General features: G+C 34.4%; 20 protein-coding genes. 2 read left to right on the top strand and 18 right to left on the bottom strand.

Going from position 1 to position 16,584, the window contains the following annotated elements; translation table 11 throughout:
* Position 1 precedes the first annotated feature (1 nt).
* The 3 genes from ctaD to ABWU23_RS02585 all read right to left on the bottom strand — a co-directional run bounded on the left by ctaD (position 2) and on the right by ABWU23_RS02585 (position 4,396).
* The gene (ctaD, locus tag ABWU23_RS02595) at positions 2-1,552 is read right to left on the bottom strand and encodes a cytochrome c oxidase subunit I (RefSeq protein WP_253309068.1); all 1,551 of its coding nucleotides are present in this window, start codon (positions 1,550-1,552) and stop codon (positions 2-4) included.
* Between the two features lie 15 nt (positions 1,553-1,567).
* A complete protein-coding gene (gene coxB, locus ABWU23_RS02590) occupies positions 1,568-2,332 on the bottom strand; it encodes a cytochrome c oxidase subunit II (RefSeq protein WP_182182743.1) in 765 nt (254 codons plus the stop codon).
* Positions 2,333-2,875: 543 nt separating this feature from the next.
* Positions 2,876-4,396 carry an HlyD family type I secretion periplasmic adaptor subunit gene (locus ABWU23_RS02585; RefSeq protein WP_353270743.1) on the bottom strand — a complete coding sequence of 507 codons (1,521 nt, stop codon included), beginning with the start codon at positions 4,394-4,396 and terminating at the stop codon, positions 2,876-2,878.
* 266 nt (positions 4,397-4,662) lie between these two features.
* Here ABWU23_RS02585 and fabG point away from each other — a divergent pair, with 266 nt between their 5' ends.
* Complete coding sequence (gene fabG / locus ABWU23_RS02580; protein ID WP_253309071.1) at positions 4,663-5,397, top strand: 3-oxoacyl-[acyl-carrier-protein] reductase; 735 nt, start codon at positions 4,663-4,665, stop codon at positions 5,395-5,397.
* A gap of 95 nt (positions 5,398-5,492) precedes the next feature.
* Positions 5,493-5,828, top strand: a complete 336-nt coding sequence (locus tag ABWU23_RS02575; RefSeq protein ID WP_253309072.1) for a TrbC/VirB2 family protein — start codon at positions 5,493-5,495, stop codon at positions 5,826-5,828.
* Between the two features lie 28 nt (positions 5,829-5,856).
* Here the strand turns inward: ABWU23_RS02575 and ABWU23_RS02570 are convergent, their stop codons facing one another.
* The 15 genes from ABWU23_RS02570 to rplR form a co-directional block, all read right to left on the bottom strand.
* A complete protein-coding gene (locus ABWU23_RS02570) occupies positions 5,857-7,137 on the bottom strand; it encodes a M48 family metalloprotease (protein WP_265045507.1) in 1,281 nt (426 codons plus the stop codon).
* A 71-nt stretch (positions 7,138-7,208) separates the two neighbouring features.
* A complete protein-coding gene (gene ribB / locus ABWU23_RS02565; protein ID WP_353270742.1) occupies positions 7,209-7,853 on the bottom strand; it encodes a 3,4-dihydroxy-2-butanone-4-phosphate synthase in 645 nt (214 codons plus the stop codon).
* A gap of 6 nt (positions 7,854-7,859) precedes the next feature.
* On the bottom strand, positions 7,860-8,354 hold the full coding sequence (greA, locus tag ABWU23_RS02560; RefSeq protein WP_007549342.1) for a transcription elongation factor GreA: 495 nt from the start codon (positions 8,352-8,354) through the stop codon (positions 7,860-7,862).
* A 9-nt stretch (positions 8,355-8,363) separates the two neighbouring features.
* Positions 8,364-9,905: a F0F1 ATP synthase subunit alpha gene (gene atpA, locus ABWU23_RS02555; protein ID WP_253309074.1), complete on the bottom strand. Its 1,542-nt coding sequence runs from the start codon at positions 9,903-9,905 to the stop codon at positions 8,364-8,366.
* Positions 9,902-10,462: an ATP synthase F1 subunit delta gene (atpH, locus tag ABWU23_RS02550; RefSeq protein WP_253309075.1), complete on the bottom strand. Its 561-nt coding sequence runs from the start codon at positions 10,460-10,462 to the stop codon at positions 9,902-9,904. Before atpH ends, atpA begins: the two co-directional genes overlap by 4 nt.
* Before the next feature lie 26 nt (positions 10,463-10,488).
* The gene (locus tag ABWU23_RS02545) at positions 10,489-10,854 is read right to left on the bottom strand and encodes a YraN family protein (RefSeq protein WP_253309076.1); all 366 of its coding nucleotides are present in this window, start codon (positions 10,852-10,854) and stop codon (positions 10,489-10,491) included.
* Positions 10,855-10,877: 23 nt separating this feature from the next.
* On the bottom strand, positions 10,878-11,306 hold the full coding sequence (gene rplQ, locus ABWU23_RS02540; RefSeq protein WP_253309077.1) for a 50S ribosomal protein L17: 429 nt from the start codon (positions 11,304-11,306) through the stop codon (positions 10,878-10,880).
* Positions 11,307-11,313: 7 nt separating this feature from the next.
* Positions 11,314-12,381, bottom strand: coding sequence for a DNA-directed RNA polymerase subunit alpha (locus ABWU23_RS02535; RefSeq protein ID WP_253309078.1), 1,068 nt, complete (start codon positions 12,379-12,381; stop codon positions 11,314-11,316).
* Positions 12,382-12,402: 21 nt separating this feature from the next.
* Complete coding sequence (gene rpsK / locus ABWU23_RS02530; protein WP_353270741.1) at positions 12,403-12,789, bottom strand: 30S ribosomal protein S11; 387 nt, start codon at positions 12,787-12,789, stop codon at positions 12,403-12,405.
* 24 nt (positions 12,790-12,813) lie between these two features.
* A complete protein-coding gene (gene rpsM / locus ABWU23_RS02525) occupies positions 12,814-13,182 on the bottom strand; it encodes a 30S ribosomal protein S13 (RefSeq protein ID WP_007550179.1) in 369 nt (122 codons plus the stop codon).
* A gap of 59 nt (positions 13,183-13,241) precedes the next feature.
* Positions 13,242-13,883: an adenylate kinase family protein gene (locus ABWU23_RS02520; RefSeq protein WP_253309080.1), complete on the bottom strand. Its 642-nt coding sequence runs from the start codon at positions 13,881-13,883 to the stop codon at positions 13,242-13,244.
* Positions 13,880-15,208 carry a preprotein translocase subunit SecY gene (secY, locus tag ABWU23_RS02515; protein ID WP_353270740.1) on the bottom strand — a complete coding sequence of 443 codons (1,329 nt, stop codon included), beginning with the start codon at positions 15,206-15,208 and terminating at the stop codon, positions 13,880-13,882. The genes ABWU23_RS02520 and secY overlap by 4 nt, the downstream gene beginning before the upstream one ends.
* A 3-nt stretch (positions 15,209-15,211) precedes the next feature.
* Positions 15,212-15,682, bottom strand: a complete 471-nt coding sequence (gene rplO, locus ABWU23_RS02510; protein WP_096616812.1) for a 50S ribosomal protein L15 — start codon at positions 15,680-15,682, stop codon at positions 15,212-15,214.
* 3 nt (positions 15,683-15,685) lie between these two features.
* A complete protein-coding gene (rpsE, locus tag ABWU23_RS02505) occupies positions 15,686-16,198 on the bottom strand; it encodes a 30S ribosomal protein S5 (RefSeq protein WP_253309082.1) in 513 nt (170 codons plus the stop codon).
* A gap of 12 nt (positions 16,199-16,210) precedes the next feature.
* Positions 16,211-16,582 (bottom strand): 50S ribosomal protein L18, encoded by a 372-nt coding sequence (rplR, locus tag ABWU23_RS02500; RefSeq protein WP_353270739.1) that lies wholly within the window; start codon positions 16,580-16,582, stop codon positions 16,211-16,213.
* Positions 16,583-16,584: the final 2 nt, after the last annotated feature.

Here is a 16,584-nt window from a genome sequence, read left to right as displayed (position 1 = left end):
TCTATTTTACCACTGGTGGCTTTTCGAAAGTATGAAAAGGCGGTGGTGAAGATACTGTCCATTCCAAGGTGTCACCTTCCCAAGGATTATCTCCAGCTTTTTTGCCCCATTTAAAGAGATGTATAACTATAAACACAAAAAACATAACTGAAACAAAGGACATATATGAGCCAATTGAGGATATATAATTCCAAGGAATAAACGCATCAGGATAATCAGGTATACGCCTTGGCATGCCAGCTAATCCTAAGAAATGTTGAGGTAAAAAAGTGATATTGGTACTAATAAAAGTAAGCCAAAAGTGGATTTGACCTAAGCGCTCATTATATTGTTTACCCGACATTTTACCAATCCAATAATAAAAGCCAGCAAAAGCTCCAAATAATGCAGCAAGTGACATGACATAATGGAAGTGAGCAACAACATAGTAGGTATCATGCAGAAGCTTATCTATTCCACCATGAGAAAGAATTATTCCCGTTATGCCACCGCCAACAAACATGAAAATAAAACCTAGTGCAAATAGCATAGGGGTCTTAAACTCAATTGCTCCACCCCACATAGTTGCAATCCAGCTAAAGACTTTTACACCAGTTATAACACCGATAAAAATTGTGGTAGTGCTAAAAAATGCAGCAGCGTCAGCACTAAGCCCAACAGTGAACATATGATGAGCCCACACCATAAAGCCAAATACTGCTATACCTATCATAGCATAGACCATCCCTATGTAACCAAATACAGGTCTGTGAGAAAAAGTTGATACAACCTGACTTATGATGCCAAATGCAGGAAAAATAATTACGTAAACTTCTGGATGACCAAAAAACCAAAATAGATGTTGAAATAACACAGGATCTCCGCCACCGGCAGGATCAAAAAAGGAAGTACCAACATTGCGATCAGTAAGAAGCATAGTTATAGCACCGGCAAGCACTGGTAAGGCAACAATCAACATAAATGCTGTTAGCAAGACAGACCAAACAAACAGTGGCATCTTAGTTAATGACATTCCTTTTGTGCGCATGTTAAATATAGTAACTATAAAGTTGATCGCCCCAACAATTGACGACATACCAGCAACATGAAGTGCAAGTATAGCAATGTCAACTCCTGCACTTGGATGGGACATTACCTGTGATAAAGGTGGATATAAAGTCCAACCTGTACCTGGACCTTCACCAATAAACACTGAGAGAATGAGCAAAATAAAAGATGACACTAATAACCAAAAACTTAAATTATTCATACGAGGAAATGCCATATCTGGTGCGCCAATCATGAGAGGTACAAACCAGTTACCAAATCCTCCCATGAGGGCTGGCATTATCATAAAAAACACCATTATCAACGCATGCCCTGTAACCATTACGTTATATAATTGATAATTATTGTTAAGTATATTAATGTGCATTAGCTGAGTGCGAATAATCACCGATAATAATCCACCAATAATTCCAGCTAATATGGAAAAAATAATGTACAGTGTCCCTATGTCTTTATGATTAGTGGAAAACAACCAACGCTTTATGCCCTTTGGTACGTCACTCATATCTATACTCCAAATTTAACTCACTAATTTTCTATTTTCAATCCACTTATTAAAATCTTCTTTGCTTACTGCTTCAACAACAATTGGCATAAATCCATGGCCTTGACCACACAATTCATAGCACTGCCCGTAATAAACACCAGACTTTTTGATATTAAACCACGCCTCATTCAGCCTACCTGGTATCGCATCAATTTTTACACCGAAAGCCGGTACTCCCCAGCTGTGTATCACATCTCCTGCTGTAACTTGTAAACGAACGTTAGTATTAATGGGTAAAACGATGTTGTTATCAACAGAGAATAGCTTTAAATCTCCTTCGATAAAGTCTTCTTTTCCCTTAATATAACTATCAAATGACACACCTTGATATTCTGGATATTGGTAACTCCAATACCATTGATGGCCAATAACTTTCAGTGTTATATCAGCTTTCGGTATTTCTTCCTGTAGCTTCAGTAATTTAGCGTTTTCAAAGGCTAATATACCAACAATAATCGTTGGTATAACAAACCAAACAATTTCTAAAAGGACATTGTGGTTAGTTTGGCTTACGTTTGCCACTTTGCTTTTACGAAAGCGAAATACTACATAAGCAAGCAGCGCCCACACAAAAAGCATTATTGCAACCATCACAACCATTACAAACGAATGTGACCTAACTACAGCCTCCATTACTTCAGTTGCAGGAGCAGGAAATCCAAATTGCCAGGAAGTAGGAGCAGAGGCAACAGATATATTTGAGTAAAATATTATCAATAGTGCAAATAACTTCACCATATCTTTTGTTTGTTTGCTATAAAACTAAATGATATACTGTATAATAGTATATATAAACTTACTATGCAAATAGAGATTAGTGATGGTTAATAATTTTTTAGCATTCAATAAGTATAATAGTACAATACTAATTTGAGGAAAAAAGCATTTACATAAATCTATTGTAAGGAAAAATATTATAATATTTTAAATTAAGTATTTACTTTAAGTAAATTCTATAATAAGTTTAATAGTGTCTGTTACTGCTAATAACCCTCTAGCCTCACACCTAAAAGCAGTAACAGACACTATTAAACTTTATGACAAGTTTATAATTTGCAAGATCAAAATCTTACAAGTTCCTTTATTTTATTATACATTGCAGTTTGTTAATTAACTTTTAATGCCTATGGTAGCATTTACAGCTTGGACCAAAGATTTACGCATTATAGAAAATAATTATAAAAAAACACACTATATTTGTATACCATACAAACTTTTTTCATTCTGCATAGCTGAGTTACTAGATTCTGTAAACGAAATCTTTAGAGAAGCCAAATAGAGCTACCTTTCTATAAAAGACCTATCGACTGTTGCAATTATAGGTGTAAACAAGAATGATAAAAGAGTACGGGATTGAGTAACTATGTACACTTCTGCTGGCATACCAGGGTATAGGTATACATTTTTAAATTGAGCAAGCTCTGACTTTGGTATCACCACGCGCACTGAATAATAACGCCCTAGTCTTGGATCATCAAGAGCATCAGGAGAAATATGGCTTACTATACCACTAATTAAACTTAAACGACGTGCACTGTAAGCACTCAGCCGGACTTTAACCTTTAGCCCTTCTAGCCCATCAATAGAGACTATGTTGCTATCTTTCTTTTGTGCTGACAGTACCTCTTCTATGTTTCTGGTCTGAATTTTAGCATCTATTATTAGGTCATCATCCGATGGCACTATGCTCATGATTGGAACTCCAGATTGTATAACACCACCTTCAGTATGGTATCTTATATCTGTGACTATCCCATCTTGAGGGGATTTAATTATTGTACGTGCTAATGAATCTTCAGCAACCATCAGCCTCTCTTTCAAGTCTGCAATAGACGTACTAACTTCCTTAAGTTCAGCGTTTGCTCTTTCTTGAGAATCATTTCTCACGTTTATAATTTCTAATTCATTCTCTCCAATTTTTTGCTGCACTTGAGATATTGCAGAACGGTAATGTCCAACTCTGCCTTCAATTTCAGCAAACTGTTTTTCTAAAGCTAAAATGTGTGGTTTGCTTATATGGCCACTATCAAGTAATTGTCTTTTTGTTTCCAACTCCTCAGTTATCAAGTCATATTGCTTATGAGCTGCATTTAGTTGAAAGTTTAGCCCAGCTAATTCATCATTTAACTGCTTTATACGTTGTTGCAGTATGTCTGTTTTTCCCAATATGCTCTTTCTCTGAGAGTTGAACAACTTTACTTGATTCTTTATCGCTTTATTTACAAGTTCATCGTGAGATAATTTTTTAACCTCATCAGGAAACTCGAGCGTGTCTAAATCTCCTCTGATTGCAATAAGCCTTGCTTCTGTTGCTAAAAATGATAAGAGCTTCTCTTTGATAATACTTAAATTCGCCTTCTCGTTAACATCACTCAACAAAACTAGAGGCTCATCTTTTTTAACTGCTTGGCTCTCTTTGACTAAAATTTTGCTTATTATTCCTCCGCCCAAGTGTTGAACTATTTTCCTATTTGAAGATACAATAACTTCTCCACTTGCATGCACCGCACCGTCAATTGGAGCTATAGCCGACCAAATACCACCTATCCCAAAAAAGATGAGTATTACTACCAGACCAAAAAATAGTGGTCCCCATGTTACTCTCAGAACTTCATTTACGTTATTACTTTCGCGTTTTAAAATAAAATTTATCACTGCATCAATCAATGCAAACGTCTTATCCAAAAATTTTGGGTACTTCTTCTTTTTATTTTTTGCTCCTTGCATATTTATATTATCACTATGGCCAATCAGGCCTGTCAAAGAAAATCCAGCGCTAAGCTTTTTTAACTTACTTATCATAATACTACTGTGAATTTGTGTTAACTCAAGATAACACACAAAAACAAAGAATCTATAATTTAGGCATTCCATTTAGACTGCAGAGCACCAGAATAAACTATTTAGTAACAATTCCTGCATCAACTATGTTTTTAAAATTTTTTGACGTTTAACTTTATTATAACTTTTCCTTTATTTTGTGAATATCTGAGTTACTTATATTATGTAAGAAATCTATTGCCAACCAGTCGATATTCTGTTAGGAATTAAGATAATATAAAGTTATTATGTTTAGATTGGAAAGTAGAAAGTTCCTGATCACTGGCGCATCAGGCGGAATAGGGCAAGCAATTGTAAAAATTATGCACAAAGCCGGAGCAACTTTATGTATTTCTGGCACAAAAAAAGAAGTGCTCGAAGAAGTTGCTAAACAATATGAAAAAAATATGCACATACTCCCTTGTGACTTATCAAATGCTGAGGAAGTAAATCAACTAGTAAATAGAGCAAGTGAGTTGATGGAAGGCTTTGACGGGCTTATATGCAATGCGGGCATTACGCGAGACAGTTTATTATTGAGAATGACAGATGAAGCATGGCAAAAAGTAATTGATATTAACTTGAGCTCTACATTTAAGCTGAGTAGAGAAGCATGTAAGAGACTAATTAAGAATAATTGGGGAAGAATTATAAATATTTCCTCAATAATAGGGCTGACAGGAAACGCCGGGCAAGCAAATTATGCAGCGTCTAAAGCTGGAATAATAGCTATGAGCAAATCTATAGCAAAAGAAGTTGCAAGTCGTAATATAACAGTAAATTGTATTGCTCCTGGGTTTATAGATACTAAAATGACTGAAGTTTTAAATGAAGGACAAAAGGGAAAAATATTAGATAATATTCCAATGAAAAGAATGGGAACAGGGGAAGAAATAGCAGCAGGGGTCTTATTTTTAGCAAGTGATGAAGCAAAATATATAACAGGGCATGTGCTTAACATTAATGGTGGGTTATTTATGTAGCAACACTTATGTATAGACAAATTATAATTTTTACTTTAAAATAAAAATATGTGTAGGTTTGCGTTTGCGTTAATTTATTATTTAAAGGCAAGAAAATGAGCTCTATAATAAAAAGATTTTTTAGTGTTTTTTGTGTAGTATTACTTTTCTCTTTCTCAGGTTATGCAGCTACCACTGATCCTGATATGGATGACACAACTAAAGTAATATGCAATATTATTGGTTACGTTTGGGGAATAGGCGGTCCACTTATGACGGTAGTAATAATTGGTGCAGCTTTGCTTGCAATATTTGGCAGGATGCCGTGGCCAGCCCTCTTTGCTCTAGGCATGTTCTGTGGTGTATTTTTTGGCGCTAAAACTATCATAACGAAAATTATGCCCAACGTAAGTGATGAAGCAAAAGCTATGTTGGAAAAGTGTGGAAAATAACCCATAAAAGTGCAGAAATGCTTTTTTGTTATCCATTAAATCGCTTCATATCTTCAACTTGCAACAAATAAGGACTATCTTTTGGTAGAGTTTTAACAGCTAGCTCAGCATATTTTGTAAATTGCTTTAAATCACCTTCAATACAAGCCTTTTTTGTCAAGGCAAAATAATGCATTGCCGTATCAGCTTCACATTTATATGCAATGCTTAAATATTTCCAGACAAAAGCGTTATTTGGTTCTACATTCAAAATCTGCTCCAGGTAAAAAATCGCCTTTTTTGCATCACCGTGTAATAATAAAGTATGAGATAATGCAAGTTTCACTAAATAACTGTTTTTCTCAGATAAATACCTAAGCGATTCCTCATACATTTTTATTGCTTCACTTAAATTTCCGGCCTTGTATAGCATTTCTGCTTTTAATTCATATAGGTATGGGTCATTGCGTGACTCTTGAATCAATGAATTAACTTTAGCAATAGCCTCTTCTATCTTTCCTTGCCTATAGCAAACTATAGCATTTACATACTCAGAATTATTTTCATATTTATTAGATAACACATGAATAGGAACAAAGAAAGAGTCTAACTTTGCAACCACACGCTCAAACTTTAGTAACTTATCCGCAAAAATTGGTTTTACGTTGTTTTTGACCTTATAATTTTGTACAGCAAATATGCGTTTCTCACTAAGTGGGTGAGTGCGGAAATATTCCTCGGTGTTCTCATGATCAATACTTTTAAAATAATCAAAAATCTCTTTCATACCTGAATTATCATAGCCAGATTCATCAAGGTACCTTAAAGCATAGCTATCTGCTACACTTTCTTGCTCTTGAGAATAGTTAAAAAATAGCCCTGAACTGAGTGCTACACCACTAAGCAAAATTGCACCAGCAACCTGAGGGTTAATGATAATACTAGAAACTAATCCTACCATATAACTAATCATTGCTATCGATTGAAAATAACCCATAGCACTACTCATTTGCAATATATGACCAGCAGATATGTGAGCAATCTCATGTGCTAATATACCAAGCAGGACATAAGGTTTAGCCGAGTATTGTAAAAGTCCTAAATGAATGAAGATACTGTTGTTGTTAATTACAAAAGCATTAATCGAATTATCATTAATTATAAAAACTTTCATTCGGTCACTATCAATGTTTGCAGCGAAAAATAAAGGTTGCGCTAGCTCTTTCACTATTGCTTCCACTTCACTATCTCTAATAATGTTAATAGAGTAAGCATTATTATAATATGCAAAAAAGAACAATAAGGTCAAAAACTTAGCAATTCTAAACATGGAAATTCTGTGCTTGTATAATTTATAGGAATTCTATATTTTAACACTTAAATTATACAAATTTATAAACGCTAGTTTAATTTTTTAACGTAACTGATAAGTTTGTCGATGGTAGTTAACTTAATTTTATGTTGTTCAGCAAATTTAAGTAACTGAGGTAAGCGCATCATAGAGCCATCATCATTCACTAATTCACAAATAACTGCTGAATGATCAAACCCTACTAACTTCGCCATTTCAATACTCGCTTCAGTATGACCAGCACGTTGTGCCACCCCACCTTTATGTGCAATTACAGGAAAAACATGACCTGGAGTTATGATGTCATCCTGAGTGCCATCCTTGTTGATAGCAGCATGTATAGTTTTCGTTCTATCCTCTGCTGAAACACCGGTTGTAATGCCATAACGTGCATCAATTGATGTAGTAAATGCGGTATGATTTTCACCAGTATTTTTCTTTTCCATGAAATTAAGGCCCAACCTCTTCATGTGAAATTTAGTCATTGCTAAGCACACAACCCCTGTACCGTACCTAACCATAAAAGCCATATGTTCTGGTTTTACTTTTTCAGCTAAGACAACCAAATCACCTTCATTCTCTCTACTTTCATCATCAACTAAAATGAATAATTTACCGGAACGAGCATCCTCTAATACATCTTCCACAGAAGAAATACCGGGTAGACTCATTGAAGCATAAGTGGCCTGTACCATAATAATTTACTTAAATTCAATCTTAACTATTTTATACAATTTCTCTCCATTTGGCACTGTCACTTCCACATACTCACCGACTTTTTTGCCGATTAAGGCACTCCCAAGTGGTGAACTAGTAGATATTAACTGCTTTGAAACATCAGCTTCATATTCGCCTACAACCTTATAAACATATTCCACTTCACCGTTATTATCACTTAACATGCTTAATGTCACAGTTGCACCAAACATTACTGAATCACCAGACAAATTTTTTACTTCTATTACTTCCGCATGTGAGAGCTTACTTTCTATCTCCATTATACGGCCTTCAATAAAACCTAACCTTTCCCGTGCTGCATGATACTCTGCATTTTCAGACAAATCACCTTGATCACGAGCATCAGAAATAGCCTGTATCACAGAAGGTTTTTCTTCCTTTAATTTTTCAAGTTCGGCTTGCATATTCTCAAAACCTTCCCTCGTCATAGGAAATTTATTAATAATGGATGAAGCCATAATCACCACCTAAACGCAATTAAATTGAGTAACGAAATTACTCACAATGTTAAAAATATCACCTTTTATATCATCACTCATGTCATTTGACAACTTTTTTAAAACCCCAGGGTGTACAGTATGAAAATAATTAATAAGATCATGTTCAAATTTATTAATGTAACTTATTTGTATTTTACTTAACTGATTATATAGGTTAGAAAAAATATACATCAGCACTACTTGCTCTTCTATTGACATAGGTAAATGTTGTTTTTGCTTTAATAACTCGACAAGATATTTACCCTTATTCAAGGATAATTGAACACTAGCATCAAGATCAGAACCAAATTTTGCAAAATCTTCTAATTCTCTATACTGAGCTAAGCTTAGCTTTATAGAACTAGCAACTTTCTTCACAGACTTTAGTTGTGCAGCAGAACCAACCCGTGAAACTGACAAACCTATATTTACTGCAGGTCGAAATCCTTTATAAAATAATTCAGACTCAAGAAAGATCTGCCCATCGGTAATTGAAATAACATTTGTTGGCACATATGCAGATACATCACCAGCTTGAGTTTCGACAATCGGCAAAGCAGTTAAAGACCCCTGCCCTTTTTTATCAGACATTTTAGCAGCTCTTTCAAGCAAGCGAGAATGTACATAGAATATATCTCCAGGGTAAGCTTCACGACCAGGAGGACGTCTGAGCAATAAAGACATCTGCCTATATGCCACAGCATGCTTAGATAAATCATCATATATAATCAAACAATGCATTCCATTGTCACGGAAAAATTCCCCAATAGTGCAACCAGCATAAGGTGCTAAAAATTGCATAGGCGCGCAGTCAGATGCACTAGCCACAACTACAGTTGTATACTCTAATGCTCCGCTTTCTTTCAGCTTATTTACCACTTTTGCTACTGTTGAAATTTTTTGTCCAATAGCAACATAAACACAGTAAATTTTTTGATTTTCGTTTACCTCATCGTTAATCTTCTTCTGATTGATAATAGTATCAAGCGCAATAGTAGTTTTACCAATTTGTCTATCGCCAATAATCAATTCACGCTGCCCTCTACCTATTGGAATTAGCAAATCTATAATTTTAATTCCTGTTTGTAGTGGCTCATGCACAGACTTACGATCAATAATGCCTGGCGCTTTAGATTCTATATCCATTCTGTTTTTGGCTCTAATTTCCCCACCGTCGTCTATAGGATGGCCCAACGCATTTACAACTCTCCCTAACAATTCATGCCCTATAGGCACCTGCACAACATCACCACTACATTTTACAACGTCCCCTTCTTTCACATCACGGTCATTACCAAGCACAACTATTCCAGCCGTATCATGATCTAAATCAAGAACTATTCCTTCTACACCGCTTGCAAAAAATACCTTTTCACCGAATTTTGCTTTTTCCAGCCCATAAACCAATGCGATACCATCTGTTACTGAAATTACTTCACCTATATTTTCCCGCTTTATAGGATTATCAAACGTCTCAACTTTTTCCCTTATTACACTTGCTATCTCAGAAACATTCATACTGTTCTTCATACAAAATTCCTTACTTTTAATATTTCCATTTTACTTAAGTCAACTAACCTATCTAAGTAACTTTTTAGCGAAGCATCGATCAAATTAAAACCATACCTAACTACGAAGCCACCTAGTATAGAAGGGTCAACCACATTGCTTACTTTTATTATTTTACCAAGAAAGCTCAAAGATTCAGTAATTATTTTTATATCAGATTCCTTTAAAGCTTCTGCTGACTTTATAGTAATTTCGAATTCATTTTCATTTTCTTTTGCAAGACTTAAGAATTTTTCTAATATAAGGATCAATAAACTAGAGCGTTTGTTTGCAAATATAACCATAATAAATTTTACTAAATTTTCACTCAAGTGCTCATTTATAGAAAGCATCACTTCTTTTTTGTGTGCAAAAGAAATCATAGGATGAGATAGGTACACAAAAACATCACGTTGATCCTTAAAAAAAGCCAATAAAAATTCTACTTCTTTCCTTATAATACCTAACCTGCTTCCTGAGACATGAAACAGCACTCTAGCGTAAGATGAAACTAAATTATTGTATTGGGTCTTTTTCATATTAAATCCAGTAAATCTAAATTAATTCAGCTACAAACCTTCCATTCTTCAATCCAAGCATTTTTTATATAAACAGGTCCTCTCTTTAAGGAAAGAAAACATAAATCATATCTGACTGAATAATCTAAAAAACTAAGGTTTGTACTTAAGAAATACTTAGAAGAATTTATAATAGACTGACATTGAAGATGAGATATCGGTATTTCTTTTCCAAGTAAACTTGTTTTAACTTCTATAAAAATCAGCTCCTTTTTTTTAGATACAATTAAGTCAATTTCACCGAACTTACAACGGTAACGGCGTTTTATAACATTATACCATTTCAGCTTTAAATATGCCAAAACTAACAATTCGCCAAAGTAACCTACAAAGTAGCGTAACCTACTTACCATAAGAAGAACAATTATGATAATAATTAACTTTGTGTAACTACTTTGCCTCCTTCTCTATTTTTACTATAAACCTTACCTCTTGCTGCAATATCCCTATTAACCAGTTCTATCACTGCCATTGAAGCGCAATCACCCTTTCGAGTGCTAAATTTTATTATTCTAGAATACCCACCTTTACGATCTTGATAACGGCTGGCTAAGACGTTTAATAACTTATCAACTGCTAACTTACTATTATGAAGGCGTGAAAGCAAAAGTCTTCTACCATGTAAAGTATTCTTATTCTTAGCAATTGTAATAAACTTTTCGACATATGGACGAAGTTCCTTAGCTTTTGGTAAAGTAGTTACAATCTGCTCATGGTTAATTAATGAGATAGATAGATTCTTTAACGTCGATAATCTATGTTCAGTGCAACGAGATAGTTTACGTTTTTTTATTCCATGTTTCATATATCACCTAATCTTCATCAGTATGTTGTTTAGCCAACTCATCTATATCCTTAGGCGGCCAGTTTAGCACATTCATACCCAAAGACAAGCCAAAATTAGCCAAAACTGCCTTAATCTCATTCAAAGACTTCCTGCCAAAATTAGCAGTTCTTAACATTTCACCTTCTGTCTTTTGCACAAGATCACCTATATAAGTGATGTTTTCGTTTTTCAGACAGTTATGAGACCTGACAGATAATTCCATTTCATCTACCTTACGCAATAAGACAGGGTCATAACCCAAATCTTTAGCACCACTAGACGAAGAAACCTGCGATTTTTTATAACTTACATCAGAACTAATAAAGGGCTGAAGTTGCTCCTGTAATATTCTTGCAGCAGAGTCAACAGCTTGACTTGGAGAGATTGTACCATCAGTTTCAATTGACAATATCAGCTTATCCTTATCAGTCACTTGGCCAACACGACTATTCTCTACCCTGTACGAAACCCTGTTGACAGGGCTATACAAAGCATTAACTGGAATAAAACCAATTAAATCCTGTTCACTCATAAGCTTCAAAAGTTCATTTTCTTTATACTTAGTTACAGGAAGATAACCTTTTCCGCTAGCCACATATATGGTCATGTTAAGCTCTACATTTTGCCCCAGCGTACATATTAACAAATCTTTATTAACAATAGAGCATTGATCATCAGTTTCTATCATCCCAGCTAATACCTGGCAAGGCCCTTTAGCGTTTAAATTTAAGCATTTATTAGAAGCACCATTTAATTTACAACTCAACATGCCCATATTTAATACTATATCAGTTACGTCTTCTCTTACCCCTTGAATTGAAGTAAACTCATGAGTTATACCTTCAATTTTTATTCCATAAACAGCACTACCTTTAAGAGAAGATAACATTACACGTCTTAATGCATTACCTAATGTTAAAGCAAAACCACTTTCCAACGGTTCTAGGACTATATCACCTTTTTCACTTGAATCATCTGATATTACCTTAACTGAACTAGGTTTAATCAATTTATCTAAATTGCTACAGAGAGAAACATTATTATTATAATACATAAAACAACCTTTTCAAATATCCTATACTCTTCTTTTTTTTCTTAACCTGCATCCATTATGAGGAATTGCGGTTTTATCTGCAATTGAAGTCACAGTCAACCCACAGCTCTGAAGTGCTTTAACCACAGCTTCAGTACCAAAGCCAGGACCACGAATTATTACAGAGACAACCTTCATACCAAATCTCTCCATTGCATTCTTCGCAGCAGCCTCCGCAGCCTTACCTGCAGCATAAGGTGTGGATTTTCTCGAACCTGAAAAACCACATGCACCCACAGAAGTTTGACATAGCGTATTACCATGAACATCAGTTACATTTACAAAAGTATTATTAAAAGTTGCACGAATATGAACAACACCAGTAATAAACTCCTTTGTACTCTTACCAACCGTTTTGACTTTTTTCATTAAAACTCACAATAATAATAAATTTTATTTTTTCCCAGCAATAGGCAACCGAGATCTACCTTTACGAGTCTTAGCATTAGTATGAGTCCTTTGCCCTCTCACAGGTAAACCTTTTCTATGTCTCACTCCTCTATAGCATCCCATTTCCACTAAAGATTTTATGTTCATAGCCACTTCTTTTCTGAGCTCACCTTCTATAACATAATTTTGTCTAATGAAACTGCTGATCTTTTCTATATCTTCATCTCGTAATTCTGAAACACGTTTGCGCTTATCAACTTCACAAGCGTGACAAATTACATTCGCAGTAGCAATACCTATACCATATATATAAGTTAATGCAAAAGGAACACATTTCCTCACTGGAATATTTATGCCTGCAATACGTGCCACTGGTACCTCGATACTTTATTAATAACAACTCTTAATTTATACCATAAAACAACTCAGAGTCAAACCAAATTACAAGAAATTTTACTTTCAATCTCTTGCGTTACCTCATCAACACTCAAATTAGCGTCAATTGTTAATAATTTGCCTTTATAATACTCGCGTAAACCTTTCATTTGAAGGTGATATTCACTTATTCTCTTATTAATTGCAGACATATCAGCATCATCAATTCTTTTCTCTAACCTCGTACTTTTACATTTAGCACAAGTAGTACTCTTAAAAGAAGATACACTATATATGCTTTTACAGTCCAAACACGCGAGACGATTTTTTAATCTATCGATTGCAATATTATCGTCAAGCTGCAGTTCAATTACAATATCAACATCCCTATTATATTTTTCTTGCAAAACTTGAGTCAAAAAATGAGCCTGGTTTAAATTTCTCGGAAAACCATCTAATAAGCAATTATCATCCATTAATGCAAGCTGGTCATGCAATAATCCACATATAATTTCATCTTGAATTAAATTACCAGATTCCACGGTACCCTTTATTTTTTTACCTAACTCACTGCCATTAGATATAATATTCCTTAATAAATCCCCCACTGAAATTAATTTTAAATTATATTTTGCTATTAACAAGCTTGACTGAGTACCTTTACCAGAACCTGGAGGACCAAAAATCGTAATGATCATCTTACTTTCCTCGTTTTAGACTCATATTTCTTTATCCAGCTATCGTACCTATTCGAAAAAATATAAGATTGTATTTGCATAATAGTATCAGTAATAACGTTCACTATAATCAGTAGACTCGTCCCACCAAAAATAAATGGTATATCATAATAATATCTCATAACTTCAGGTACAGTACATATGACTACCAAATACGCAGAGCCAATGAATGTCAACTTAAAAACTATATCTTGAAGGTAATCAGAAGTATGTTTCCCAGGCCTTCTACCAGGTATAAAACCACCATTTTTTTTAAGAAAATCTGCGTTTTCCTCTGGATTAAATATAAAATTGGTATAGAAAAAATTAAAAAATACTATCAGCACCAAATAGGCTACAATATATACTACTTTATTTGCCATAAAGTAATTTAAAATAAAATCAGAAAAAGCGTGCCCCTTATAGAAATTTGCAATTGAAATAGGTGTCAATAAAATTGCATTAGCAAAAATGGTTGATACTACACCAGATAAATTAATCTTCAATGGAATATAAGTAAAATCGTCATTATGTAATCTTTTAAATTGCTTTTTAGGATGTTGAACAATAACTTTTCTATAAGAAGACTCTACAAAAATGACTAAGACTAGCAGCAAAAAAAACAATACCAAAACAAAAAGGATAATAAATAACGATACGCTACCGTTTTTATTTAACGTTAACAGAGATGACAAAGCGCTGTGTAACTCTGATATTATGCCCGTGAAAATGATTAATGAGATACCATTGCCTATACCGCTAGCACTGATTCGTTCACCAAGCCATATTAAAAGCATAGTTCCACCTAAAAGGCTGAAAACACCTATTGTACGAAACATAACACCAGGTTCGATTACAACCAATACCCCTTCCCTATTCATCCCTTCCAATCCAACCAAAATTGGAATTGATTGAAATACACAAATTACTATGGTCAGGTAGCGTATATAAGAATTCATCTTTCTACGGCCTGACTCTCCATCATTCTTAACTTCCTTCATTCCTTTAATCGCAGAAGAAAGCAACTGAATAATGATAGAAGCCATTATATATGGCATAACATTCAATGCTAGAATTGTCATTCTAGCCAATGCACCACCAGAAAATAAATTAAATACTCCAAAAACACCTGAGCCCTCTTTGGGAAATATATCATTAATTACATCAAGATTAATTCCAGGAATAGGCACATAAGTACCCAAGCGATAGCAAATTAAAGCTATTAGCGTAAAAAATATACGTTTTAATAAATCGCCTTTATATAACAACGTAGGATCCAAGCTATTAAATGCGGATTTATTGCCCATGATTTACGATAGTATTTCCACACTACCACCAACTGAAGCTACAGATTTTTTTGCAGCTTCTGACGCAAAATCAACATGAAACACAAATTTTTCGCTCAACTTACCTTTATTAAGAAGTTTAATTTTATCCTTAATAGACTTTATAAAACCTAATCTATACAGCCTCTCCTTATCTATAACAGAGTCTTTCACTATTTTTTTAGCTTCCATTAAGCGCTGTATATCGCCAACATTAATTATAGAATATATGTTCCTACGTATAGGCTTAAAACCTCTTTTAGGCAAACGAGTATATATAGACTGTTGTCCACCCTCAAAACCATTTATGGAAACTCCACTTCTAGCCTTTTGCCCTTTATGCCCTCTACCGGATGTTTTACCTTTACCACAACCGATACCTCTACCCAGCAACTTAGGCTTCTTTTTCTTAGATAACTTAGTAAATATAGAGTTTAATTTTACAGCATTATTCATACTTTACCTGTTTCCAACTATCTCGCTAATCTTTTTGCCTCTTTTGCTTGCTACCTGACGAGGAGATAACATACTATCAAAAGCCTTAAATACCGCACATATAACATTATGAGGATTATTTGATCTAGTGGATTTAGCTACCACATCCTTTATACCTAACACCTCAAAAACTGATCTAATCGCTCCACCAGCAATAATACCTGTTCCGGCTCTTGCGGTTCTTAAAACTATCTCACCAGAACAAAATTTAGCTTTAATATCATGATGCAAAGTTCTACCTTCACGCAAGTACACTCTAATCATCGATTTCTTTGCAGCATTTACAGCTTTGACTCTTGCTTCAGCAACTTCTGCGTGCTTACCTATTCCACATCCTACCCTACCCTTCCCATCACCAACAACAACCAAAATTGAAAATGAAAATCTTCTGCCACCTTTGGTAACCGTTGTTACTCTTCGTACCGAAACTAAAAGCTCTGATAAATCATTATTATTTTGTAAATTCTTTATAGCCATATTCAAAACCTTCTAAAACTCAAATCCAGAACTTCTTAAAGCCTCAGCAAATTGAGAAACTAATCCTGTATATTTATACGCTCCACGATCAAATACTAGCTTTTGTTCTAATTTCAGACCAGATAAGCGCTCAATCATTAAAGAAGAAACCTGTTTTATAGTTTCAGCATTGACTTTTCCTTTACATACATCCTTAATTTTAGCATCCAAAGTAGAAGCTGAAGTGAGAGTTACTCCTTTTACATCATTAATTAACTGGACATAAAAATGCCTATTAGATTTAAATATGGATATACGCAAACGTTCAGCGCTCTTGTCAAGCTTCGCTCTATTACGCAACTTCCTTTTTTCATATTTACTTAAAAAATTATATAACCTTCTCATCT

It is taken from the genome of Wolbachia endosymbiont (group A) of Hedychridium roseum, from assembly GCF_964028325.1.
GTDB lineage: Bacteria > Pseudomonadota > Alphaproteobacteria > Rickettsiales > Anaplasmataceae > Wolbachia.
Note: the sequence above shows the minus strand (reverse complement) of the source record. Positions and strands in the feature narration are given on the sequence as shown.